Source organism: Pseudomonas sp. P1.31 (assembly GCF_001269815.1).
Taxonomy (GTDB): domain Bacteria; phylum Pseudomonadota; class Gammaproteobacteria; order Pseudomonadales; family Pseudomonadaceae; genus Aquipseudomonas; species Aquipseudomonas rustica.
Window position 1 is genome coordinate 2501 of record NZ_LHVN01000037.1, and the last position, 11890, is coordinate 14390.

Annotated in this window: 7 protein-coding genes; 1 reads left to right on the forward strand and 6 read right to left on the reverse strand. The window is 60.1% G+C overall.

Annotated elements, in window-relative coordinates; all coding sequences use genetic code 11:
* Positions 1-78: 78 nt before the first annotated feature.
* Genes AD669_RS23830 through AD669_RS23855 form a run of 6 tightly spaced genes read right to left on the reverse strand, consistent with a single transcriptional unit; the run spans position 79 to position 10257 of the window.
* The gene (locus AD669_RS23830) at positions 79-891 is read right to left on the reverse strand and encodes a YfaP family protein (protein WP_053124227.1); all 813 of its coding nucleotides are present in this window, start codon (positions 889-891) and stop codon (positions 79-81) included.
* A 3-nt stretch (positions 892-894) separates the two neighbouring features.
* Positions 895-2514 carry a DUF2300 domain-containing protein gene (locus AD669_RS23835; protein ID WP_053124229.1) on the reverse strand — a complete coding sequence of 540 codons (1620 nt, stop codon included), beginning with the start codon at positions 2512-2514 and terminating at the stop codon, positions 895-897.
* A gap of 1 nt (position 2515) precedes the next feature.
* Complete coding sequence (locus AD669_RS23840; RefSeq protein ID WP_082341492.1) at positions 2516-7081, reverse strand: alpha-2-macroglobulin; 4566 nt, start codon at positions 7079-7081, stop codon at positions 2516-2518.
* Positions 7078-7716: a DUF1175 domain-containing protein gene (locus AD669_RS23845; RefSeq protein WP_053124230.1), complete on the reverse strand. Its 639-nt coding sequence runs from the start codon at positions 7714-7716 to the stop codon at positions 7078-7080. Before AD669_RS23845 ends, AD669_RS23840 begins: the two co-directional genes overlap by 4 nt.
* Positions 7713-9425, reverse strand: a complete 1713-nt coding sequence (locus tag AD669_RS23850) for a DUF2138 domain-containing protein (protein WP_053124333.1) — start codon at positions 9423-9425, stop codon at positions 7713-7715. The genes AD669_RS23845 and AD669_RS23850 overlap by 4 nt, the downstream gene beginning before the upstream one ends.
* A gap of 40 nt (positions 9426-9465) precedes the next feature.
* Complete coding sequence (locus AD669_RS23855; protein ID WP_053124232.1) at positions 9466-10257, reverse strand: YfaP family protein; 792 nt, start codon at positions 10255-10257, stop codon at positions 9466-9468.
* Positions 10258-10534: 277 nt separating this feature from the next.
* Here AD669_RS23855 and AD669_RS23860 point away from each other — a divergent pair, with 277 nt between their 5' ends.
* Positions 10535-11668: a Fic family protein gene (locus tag AD669_RS23860; RefSeq protein WP_053124234.1), complete on the forward strand. Its 1134-nt coding sequence runs from the start codon at positions 10535-10537 to the stop codon at positions 11666-11668.
* Positions 11669-11890: the final 222 nt, after the last annotated feature.

Below are 11890 nucleotides of genomic sequence, written 5' to 3' on the forward strand. Positions count from 1 at the left end.
CACGAAGGCCGACCCCAAGGGGTCGGCCTTCGTAGCCCTGCTCTTCTATATATAAGCTGCGATCGCTGTACCTGAGCCTCACGGATAGCTAAACGACTTAACCAGCGTCAACTCTCCCACCGCGCGCATCGGGATAAGGAACGTCTCCATCTTCTCGCTCGGTGTTCCCTCTTCGGTGATCACCGTTACCTGCGCCGTGGTTAACGGCTGCACCGCGTCATCCCCTCCCTCTTCATCTCCGCGATAGCCACCGCCGTAATAATTCACGTAAACCAGATACTGACCCTTGATCGGTGCCGGCATGGCGAAGATTTCCGGGCCGTAACCAGTGGTGACGTCGACATCCAGCGCTGCACCGTTTGGCGCGACGCGATTGCCGTACCAGATGTGCGCGCCATCGGGCGTCACCAGATGAAGGTCGAGGTCGGTACCGTCGCTGTCCCATGCCAATAAAACGCGAAGCTTGGCCGGGGTCGCGCCGCCGCTGGTGTTGAGAAACTGCGTGCGATGGCGTTGTTGTCCGTCGGGGCTGCGCACTTCGACACTGTTGCTGCCATTGGGGAAGGAGAACGGTCGGTCAAAGCGTCCGGATTCGTCGATCTTCAACGGCATGCTCACACCGTTGACAATCAATCGGCCGGGCTCGTTGCTCTTCGGCGTGGCTTTGATCTCGCCACTGATGCGCGCGGTCTTGGCCTGGCCGATCGGCGTGTTCACTGACGAGGCCGGGTAGTTGACGGTCTGACGAAAACTTTCGCCCTCGCCTTCGGGCGCGCCGCTGCGCCAGCCACCGACCGGCGTGTCGAGTTTGACGCTGTCGGCAGCCATGGCCACGGGCAGCACATTAAAGGCACAGAGCAGCAGCAAGACCTGTGGATAACGGAGTGTCATGGTCTATTCCAGCAAAAGGTGACGGGCGAGCCCTTCGATGTAGGTTTCATCCTGGCCATTGGGGTGTGCTTCAAAGGCCAGGTGCAGATATTCGTGAGTCAGATCGAGGCGATCCTGCAAGGTCAGCACGCCGCGCACATAAATGCGCTGGCGTTCGCGGTCGACGTAAGGTCGTCCGAACGCGAGTTTGCACACGGCAAATGTGCTGACTTCGTTGTAGCCGGTTTCGCTGTCCAGTTTTGGCCGCCAGCCACGACGCTGTTTTTGCAGCCAGTCCTGTGCGGCGGGCAATGCTTGGCAAGAAGCAATCGGGTTATCCCAACGGCTGAGGCTGGCGCGCGGATAGGCGTGCAGCAAAATCGCGTCATATCGTTGCCCCGCATTCGCCTGCTCGACAGCCTGCTGCCAAGAGAGTTTGTCCGGGCCGGGCTGATCCGAGTGATAAGTGACGGTGCTGCCGGCCAACACCAGATCGGCTGTCCACGCGGCAATGTTGCGCGACTCGACAGAGGCCGGACGCGGCGCAACTCGCTGCCGATTGCTGCTGTCATCAATGCTCAGGCAATCGCCATTGCGCGTCGCGTTCTGCAATAGATAGGTGCGAATGGCGACGGCAAGTGCTTTGGCAGCTTCGGCGGGGTCAGCTTTGGCTTCGCGTTCAAGGACTCGGGCGACATATTCTTCGCGATCCACGCGGGCGACGAGTTTGTCGTTGAGCAGAAACAGTTCGCCGTCGCTGTGGATATCCAGCGCGTTGCCGTTGGCGAACTCGACACGGTAGTCACCCTTTAATGAACCCGATGCCGCGATACGTTCGCCCGCTAAAACCCTCGAAACCGGATATTTCGAAAACAGGCCGACTTCAACACAGCGCCCCGCTTCCGCCGGCCATGTAATTGGCAAAACCGTCGACAGCGCTTGCGCGTAATGACGCAAGACCATCTGACTGGTGCCGCGCCCGCCCGCCCAGAGCGGCGAGCCGTCAGCCGTCCAACCGGCGAAACCACCCTGCCGTGACTGGGGATCCCGATCGCCGAGCCAACTCCAGGTTTTCACCCGTAGACGTCCGCCCAGTTCACCCACGACATTGCCGTCCGCTGCATTAAGCAGTACATCGAGCAGCACCCGCCGCGCCTGATCCTGTGCAGGCAAAGTCGCCAACACCTTAAGTAGCTCGACAACGGAAACGCGTTGAGCTGGCTGCACCGATGGCAAATCCAGCAGCCACGACGGCGCCTGCCGCGCCTGCCAATAAGCACGCCAATCCCCAGCCGCGATCCCCAACCGCGAAGGCTCGAAATACAACCCGCAAGACTTCACCAACGCCTGATCACGCTCGATCTTGCCGCCCGCCGTGCAGCAATAAACCTCTTCCTTCGACTGCCCACGACATTCATATGCCGGTTCGTGCGCGACGGTATCCACCAGCCACGCGTAGACGAACAACTTCCACAGACTGCCCAGGGGCGTGTCCAGCGTCGGTGGCAACGGTTCGCGAGCAATCAACTGCGTGTGATTCAGCGACAACAACTCGCCTTTATAAGCCAGACGCAGCGGCTCATCCTGCGCCGTCGCCAGCGCAGGCATCACACACAACATCAGCCACAGCAGCGAGCGGGTCATGTCAGTTGACCGTGACCTGACCGAGCGCGGCTTTCGCTTCCTGGGCCTGATGCTGCGGCGCGTAAATCTGGGTGAAGCGCACCGGCGGCAGATTGAACTGGCCTTTCTGCGAGAAACGCACCAGATGACGCAGACGCAACTCGCCGCTCAGCGCATCCACCGGCACCGCGTAAGCCAGCTGTCCCGGTTCGAAGCGCGCCTTCTCCAGCGCGCTCGGCTCAGTGCCGTCCTTACCCTGCAACTTGATGCCCCACGTCGTACGCTCGACATCGGCACCCGGCGGCAACGGCACTTCGAGCATGCCGTAACGCAGCGGCTTCGGCGCTTTGCTGGTGAGGATCACTTCGTCCAGATACAGGCTGTCGCTGGACAACGGCTTGCTGCCGACCGGCTCCAGTTTGAAGGTGAATGCTTCGTCGCCCGGCACCAGTCGCGACAGACGACGGGTGATGGTCACGGCCATCGGATCGACTGCCGGCTGCTGAGTCTGGAAGCTCAGCGCCGCGCGCAATGGACGCTCCTGAGTACCGGAAACCGTCAACACGCTTGGCACCGGCGTCGTGCCCTGCCACGTCCAGTACATCTCACCGGTTGCACCGTAGTTTTTCTTCCAGCCTTCACCCGGCGTCAGCGCGATGGTCGGCGAGGCTTGAGCGATGCTGCGTTGTAGCCAGGTCAGCGCTAGCGCTCGCTCCAAGGTCGATTGCTGCGGCAACAGACGTTGCAACAATGCCTGCGCGCGCGCCTGATCGAACGGTTGCAGCGACACATTCAGCGCTTCGGCAAATGGCTGCGAACTCACCGACAGACGCTGTTGCGCAGCGCCCACCTGACGATTGAAGGCTTCCGGCAAGGTCACTTTCGACTGCGCAGCCAACGCTGCGGTCAACACCCGCGCCGCCGCCAGACCGAGCGCTGAATCCGGATCGCTCATCACCAAACTGTTTTGGCCATCGTCGAGCATGGTTTCGGCATTGCCTTCACCAGCCTTGGCCAGATCCTCCATCAATCCTGTCAGCAACGTATTCACCGGCAGATGCATCTGCTTGGCGAACGACAGAATCAACGCGCGCTGCAGCAACGGCGTGTTCGGCGCTTGTTTGGCGTAAACCTCCAACACTCGCTGCCAGTGCTCCGGCGGCAAGGTCAGTTCCAGCACTTGGCTGGCGTTGAAGTCGGCGTAATAGGCGTAAGCGGTGAGGAACGCATCCGGCTCACCGTCGTAGCCCCACCAAGTAAAACTCGCCGAAGGCCCGGCCATTTGCACCAGACGCAGGCGGCTGTTTTGCATGATCAGGCGCAAGCGATCGCGGATCTGCGGGTTCGACGCCAGCGATGGATAAGCGATGCTCAACGGCAGCAAGCGGCTGGCCGTTTGTTCGACGCCGCCGTACGGATAGCTGAGCAGATCATCGAGCGCCGAGCGGAACAGCGCTTGCGGACTGTCATCCAGGCGCAGGCGAATATCGGTGGCATCCGCTGGCAGGCTTAACGGTGTATCGCCGCTGGCGACGTCGAGACTTTGCGTCTGCGTCACTTGCCAGCCATCACCCGTCGCGCTGAGGCGTACAGCCAAGGCATCAGCAGTTTTACCGTCCTGCACCAGTTCCGCAGTCCATTCGCCGGAAGCCAATGCGAACCCTGGCAGTGGCAGGTAATTGATGCCGTTGTTCAAAGTCACCGGCAGACGCTGTTCGGTGCCAGCGTAGTGAGTGACCAATTCAGCCTTCACTGGTTTCTCGGCCTGACTGAACGCGAACACACCAAGCTGTGGCTGATCACCTTTGCGGAATTTGCTCGGCCCGCTCCACTTCAGGTAGAGCGGTTTTTCCGAGCGCACGAACTGCTTCTTCTGCCCGACCTGACCGTCGTCGGCGATCGCTCGGGCAGTGATGCGCCAGCGGGTCAGCGAGTCTGGCATCTTGAAGGTGAAGCGGGTTTTGCCGTCGGCGCCGGTCAACAACTCCGGTTGCCATGCGGCGGTGTCAACGTCTTCACGACGCGGACGCTCCAGCACTTTCACTCCTCGTTCGCTGCGGTTGGCTTTGCCCGGCGCACCCGGACTGCCCGGCAGCGCGACGTCATAACTGATGAACGACAGGCTGGCGCTGGTGCGCACGTTGTTGCGGCGCGGGTGATAGAAGAACTGGTCGATGGTCGGCGCGACTTCCGGTTGCAGCGCGTAGACCATTTCGTCGACGACGCTGACGGTCAGATGCGCCGGTACCACTTTGCCGGCGAACTGCGTGGTGAGGTCAACCGTGACGGTGTCGCCCGGCAGATAGACCTGTTTGTCAGTGCTGATCGCCACGTCGATTTGCGGCGCGATGACTTTGATCCCGGCGTTCTGGAAACTGTACTGACCACCCTTGGTGTAGAGCACGGAGAAGGTCAGGTTCGGCGCGAAGTTGTCTTTCACCGGGATGCGCGCGCGGTATTGGGTGTCGCTGAGTTTTTCCAGCTTCAGCCAGTCGCCACCCTTGGCCAGCAGCGCAGTGGCTTCGACCTTGTCACGTTCCAGCGACAGCAAGGCATCGCTGACCGGCTCCGGGAACGTGATCAGCGCCAGCGCCTCATCACCAGCCTTGTACTCAGGTTTGTCGAGGACGATTTCCACGGTACCTGGCACTGCTTTGACGCCATCGCCGGTGACCGAATGCCCGGTGGCACCGAGCACGCGACCGTGTTGGTCTTTCAACGTCAGGTTGTAAGTGCCGGGACGATCGAAGGCCAGACTGAAACCCTTGTCAGTCGCCGCAAGTTTGCCTTCGCCCGTGCTCTGGTCTTCCAGACGCACCCAGCCATAAGTGCTCGGCGTCACCGCTTTGCTCTGCTCGCTGCCGCCCTCGTTGGCGTAGCTGAACGCAACCTTGTCGCCGACCGCGCTGAAGCGTTGCGGCGCGCTCAAGCGGAAGCTTGCGGCGCCACGGTCAATCAGGATTTCCTTGGTGGTCTTGACCCGATACGCCGCGCCATCGCTGGCAAACACGGTGAGCATGTAGCGGCTCGGTTTGTCGGCGGCCGGCAGGTCGAGGGTCGCGTTGCCCTTGCTGTCGGTGGTCAGTTCGGTGCTGGTCAGTTCCACCGGGAATTGCCCGAGGTATTGCAGTTCGTTGTCGACCATCGACAGTTGTTGGGCGCGCAGACTCAGAGTGAGTTTGGCGTTGGCCACCGGTTTGCCGTCCGGGTACAGCAGCACCAGACTGCCCTTCACCGGTTCGCCGGTGCGGTAATCCTGTTTGGCCAGGCTCAGCGAAATCTCGAAGTGCGGCTTGATGTACTCGGCTACACGGAAAGCGCTGCTGTAGGCCTGATCCTTGTAGTTGAAACGAATCTCGTAACCGCCCGCCACCGCGTTGTCCGGCAACTGGAAGCGGCCCTGAGTGCCGGCCTTCGAATCGAGTTTCAAATCGAGGTGCTGCAACTCGGTGCCCGTCGCATCCAGCACCGCGACGCTGACATCCGCCGCCCCCGGCAACACCGAATCCCGCGCATTCTTGAACTCACGGCCAACGATCTTCAGCGATACCCAATCACCCGGGCGATACAGCGGCCGGTCGGTGAAGGCATAGAGTTTGGTGTCGTAGATTTCGCTGTCGTAATAGAAGTTTTCGGAGACAAACACCCCGCCCTCTTCGTCCTCGCCGATGACGAACGAGCGCTCAGGGCTGACGTGTTTCAGGCGCAGCAAACCATCAGTGTCGGTCGCGCCGCTGCTCATCACACCGAGGCCATCCGTCCACAGCACATTGACCTTCGGCACCGAGCTGCCTTCATGTTTGCGTGCGGCCCAGACCAGCAATTCATCGCCGGCAATTTTGCTCACTGCCACCGTGTTGGAAACGAAGACCATGGTGGTCGCGCGGTACTTGCCGATCAGCGCTTCGACCAGATACAGACCGGGTTTCAGATTGCCCAACGGGATGTAGACGTTGCCCGGTGCGACGCTGACGAAATCACTGGAAGACCCCGTCAGATTCACACCTTCCGGTGGCTGAATCGGCTTGGCCTGCCACAACGGATAGCGGAACTGGCTGACCACCGGCAGACCCGGAATCAACGCAAATTGCGGCTGCGCGTCGTACGGCGTCGGTGCGGCGATGGCGTTGCCCATCTTCAGTTCCGGCACTTCTTCGGTGACCTGTTTGCGCGACTCATAAGAGAACGCGCGCTGCATCACCCGACGGGATTTGCGGTACCAGTTATCCCACAGGTACGCGAGGGTGTTGGACAGGCCTTCACCCTTGAACTGGCCGTCGCTGACCACACGGTGCAAGTTCTTTTGGCGCTTGAGGAAGTCCAACGGCTTGTCGATGCGGTACACACGAATGTCGGCGCCGCCATACGGCTCCATGCGGAATCGACGGTAATCGCGGCCCGGCGCTTCGAGTCGAACCATTGCCTGTTCATCACTGGCGAAACTGCTGTCGGCAAGCAGGAAAAAGCTCTCACCGGAGACCGGCGTATAGCCGCTCGGCTCGACGGTATCTTCGGCATTCACCGCCGAAAAAGGCAGGGCTAATACCAACAGTAGGGGCAGGAAACGCAACATGCGGGCACCGGTCATTGGGAGAGAAAGTTCAGTCGATAGACGCCGATGAAGTTGGGGTTGGCTGCGTCGGGTATCCATCGGGTGTCCTTCCATGTCATGAGTTGCTGCAGGCTTGCCGAACGCATGCCGTTGTCAGTCGGGGTGGTGGTGCCGGTGTGATAGGCGATGTAGCGGCCCATCCAGATCATCAGGTGCTGGTCGTCGCCCTGATCGAAAAACATCAAATCACCCGGCCGCGCCTGCGACACGTCGCGGCTGACCAGATGGCTGTTGAACTGAATCAGTTTGATCGCGTTGACGTAAGGCCCGACCTTGCCGCCACCCTGCTGCCATTGCTGGGCGAGCTTGCGCTGGTCATCGGTCAGCGACAGCTCCGGCGGCAGATAACGATTGGACAGGCCATTGCTGCGCAGCCATTTATCGTCGTGGACTTTCAGCGCTTCGTTGGCGGCGAAACGCACCAGCCCGGCGCAATCCTGTTGATACCAGCGCGGGCTCGGGCCTTGGCTGAGTTGCTCCTGGGCGATGCGCACGAACCAGGCGCGAAACACCTGGGATTGCGCGGGATCCAGCGCGGGGGCTTCGACGGCTCGGGCACCCGCACTGAGTAACAGTGCGAGCAAGCCGAGACTGCGGATCAGTGTCGTCACAGCGCTTTCCACTCCAGCGGCAGCCACTGCCAGTGGCCGTCAGGCTCGCTGCCTTCAGGCAAAGTCAGGGCATATTTGCCGTAGCCGCCGAGGGTGCGCAGTTTCGGGATCAGGTAGGTTTGCGCGGCGTTGTAAAACACCGGTTCCATGTCCTGCGGCAGGCTTTCGAGGGTTTCCTGCTGCATCAGTTGCGCCATCGAATCCGGGCCGAAGTAGATCGGCATCAGCACATCTTTGGGCAGCACGTCGGCCATCGGCGGGAAGCGTTTGTCGAGGGTGCCGAGTGCCTTGTCGACAAGTTTGTCATCGAGGGAGAAGAGCAGCGTCGAACCGTGACGGGCAAGACTGACTTTCATGAAAGCCTTGCCGGAAATAGCCTCCGGGTTCTCGGCATCTTTGGCTGCGTAAGGGCCGAAGTTGGAGCTGACCTGACGCTGCCAGACGTGGTTCTGGCCTTCCTGTTTCTCGACCACCGGGAATACGTTTTCTTCAACATTGGACTCAAACGCGCCGACCATCGAGCCGAACAATTTGCCGAGGTCGCCGTCGAGTTTGCCGCTGTCTTCATCTTTCAGACTGACGACCAACAGCGGCGTGTACAAACGCGAATCGGCATACCAGCACAGGCCTGCCGCGCCGGCCACGTGTTCGGTGAGGGTTTGCGCCACGGCTTCTTCGGCACCGAGTTTTACCAGCAGCGGTTTTTGCGGTTCGGCCGCGACCGGCAAGGTCACGCAGGCACTGGCGCCGAGCGGCATCGCCTGCCAGACCGGTTTGAAATCGAAGTCCGGCTGGTTTTCCAGTTCGTCCATCGCGAGGTAGCTGTGCCAGCCCTTGTCGTCCATGTCGAAACGCAGCCCGGCGAAGTTCGGGATGAAGCGCTGATAACCCATGGCGAGGACGCTGGAATTGACCGACAGACGCTGTTTGGTTTCCGGGGTTTTCGCTGGCAGACCGAAGGCTTCGGGGAACAGTTTTTCACCGTTGAGCAGCGCCGCGAATGCCTGCGGTGAAACGTGACCCGACTCTTCGGAGGCGCCGCTTTCCGGGTCGTCGTACTTGGTCGGGTTGGACAGCACCACCAGTTTGTCGCCGTGAGAAGCGAACAGCAGGGCTTTGCTCGCGTTGTAAGTCAACTGATAGAGCGGCACGGTGTCGCCACCGACCTTGATTTCGGCAATCTGGCTGAGTTGCGTGTCATCCAGTGCGACCTTCGCCAGCGGCTCGAGCAATTTGGCCAGACCGCCGCGATCCATCACCAACAGGAAATCCTTCAGGCGACCATCCGCCCCGCGCCACAGCGCCACGTCGGCTGGTTGATCGAAAAGCTGCTCGATCAGGCTGTCCTGCAACTTCAGATCATGCTCGTAGATGATCCGGCGCAGGCTACCGATCAGGCCGAGACGATCGGCGTGGGTTTCGTAATAGAAGACGAAATCTTCGGTGAGCGTGGCTTTGAGGAACGGCACGGTCAGCAAGTCTTTGGGCAACTGGCTCAGGGAATGTGTTTCGAGCAGCGCGTCCGGGCGGCTCAGACCGAGCTTGTCACTGGCCAATTCCGCTGGCGGCGCCTTGGGTTTGAGCAACAGCCAGCCAAAACCACCCGCCACGCCAGCCACCAGGCACAACCCGGCCAGCAGCAATGGCCAGCGCCGCGAAGGTTTCGCCGCTGGCGTGTCGACAGCCGAAGTCACAGTGTTTTCGCTCATCTTTTCAAAGCCCGATTTCATCCGTGCAGCGGGATGCTTATTAATAGTTGAAAGTCTTTACCAGCAGCAGATCACCGATCGCCCGCAGGGGCACGATGAACGTTTCGCGTTTTTCGTCGACGGTGTTTTCGTTGAGCACCAGCGTGATTTGCGAGGTGATCACCTCGTTCTGATTGCTGGTCTCCTCGAAGTTATAGCCGCCGTTGCCGAAGTTGCCCCAATAGTTGACGTAAACCAGATAGGTACCATGCAACGGCGCAGTCATGGTGAACATTTCCGGGCCGGGGCCATCGACGCCATCCGGGTCGAGCCCGCCGCCATTGCTCAGCGCCGGCTGCGCCCAGAACGCATGCTGACCGTCGGGCGTGACAATGTGCAGATCGAGTTCGGCTTTCGGATCGTCCCATCCCAAGACAAGACGAATTCGCGCCGGCGTGCGCAAATTGTTTGCTTCATAAAATTGCACGCGCTTCAGCGACTGGCCCTCGGCGCTCATCACCTCGACGCTGTTGGAGCCGGCGCCGAACGCATACGGCCGGGCGAAACGCCCCTGGTCGTCGGTGTACAGATTCAGTGGATTGCCATTTACCGCAAGGCTGTGTGGCGGGCGCTGATGCCCGATAGCTTTGAGCTGACCCTGGATCATCGTGCGATTGCGCTGGATGCCGCGATCGATCGGCGGCGTCGGGTAGGCGACTTGCGGGTTTTCCGTACGATCGAGCAAGCCGTGATAGCGCCAGCCACCGACCGGTTCAGACAGTTCGGCAGTCGGCGCGGCCCACAGCACTGGCGCGCAGGCCAGGCCGATCAACAGCAAAAGAAGTGAACGCATGTGATGCCTCCTGCCATGCCTGAACGAAACCTTGCACCCGATCCTCGGTACTTCACAGCGGTGAAACTGCGTTTCGTCTGAAAGACCCGTGACTGTCGGGTCGTAGAAGGCGCGAAGATTAGCCATTTGGTGGTTTTTTAACAATCGGATACAGGTGCGATAGCTGTAGGAAACTGGCCAAACGGTGGACGGTGAGCCGATTAGGGATCATATTCGGCTCACAAAATGAGCCGAATAGCCTTTCTATTCGGCTCACGCATTTGAGGACAAGTCACAAATGGCAACTCAGTGGATCTGGCAGCAGCCCGACTGGCCCGACTTCAACTGGCAGGCAGAGCGCCTGACGCCGTTGTTGCGCGAGTGTGTGCAGGCGCAAGGTCAGTTAATGGGCATGGCCGGTTCGGTGAGTAACGCCTTGGGGGCGCAGGCTGAGCTGGATGCCTTGCTGCAAAACATCGTGACCTCCTCGGCGATTGAGGGGGAGCAACTGAACGTCGGCTCGGTGCGTTCGTCGCTGGCCAGACGTTTGGGCGTGGCGTTGATCGATGGTGATAACGTCAGCCAACGCAGTGAAGGTCTGGCGCAATTGATGCTGGATGCCACCCGGCGATTCGCAGAACCACTTAGCTCAGAGCGTTTGCTGGAATGGCACAGATGGTTGTTTCCTGACCAGGACACCGAGCTCACTTCAAGATCATTGCGGGTCGGCGCGCTACGCGGGGATGAGCCGATGCAGGTGGTGTCAGGAAGAATTGATCGTCCGACGGTACATTTCGAAGCCCCACCGCGCGAGGGACTTGAAGATCAACTTGAACAATTTCTGCAGTGGTTTGAGGCCAGCCAGCATCAAACAGCGCTCGATCCGATGTTGCGGGCGGGCATCGCGCATTTCTGGTTTGTCACCTTGCATCCGTTCGACGATGGCAACGGTCGTCTGACCCGCACGATCACTGATCTGGCGTTGGCTCAAGGCGAGGCGCAAGCCATTCGTTTTTACGCCATGTCGGCGAGCATTCTGGATGACCGCTCCGGGTATTACAGAGTGCTGGAGTCGAGCCAGAAAGCTTCGCTGGATATCACTGAATGGCTGACGTGGTTTCTGCAAACGTTGCTGCGCAGTCTGCAACAAGCCATCACGCGGATTGAAAGTGTGCTGGGCAAGACGCGGTTCTGGCAGGCGCATCGCGAGTCCGGACTGTCGGTGGAGCAGATCAAAGTACTCAATCGTTTGCTCGACGGCGGTGAGCGGGGTTTTGAGCTCGGTATCAGTGCCGGGCAGTATCAGACGGTGGCGAAAGTGTCGAAGGCCACGGCGACCCGGCATCTTGCGGAGTTGCTGGAGAAAGAATGCTTGCAGCGCCTGCCGGGAGGTGGCCGGAGCACGCGCTATCAAATCCGCTATCCGGATTAGCACTGACAATGCCCACCTGTGGCGAGGGGATTTATCCCCGTTGGGCTGCGCAGCAGCCCCAAAAGCTACGAGCACCTACTTTCAGGTCTACCGAGTCAGCATTGATTACGACTGCTGCGCAGCCGAACGGGGATAAATCCCCTCGCCACAAAGGATATTTGTTCTCACAAGGGATCTTTGTATTCAGATCCGATCTTTGTTTTGCACAAGGGATCTTTTCAG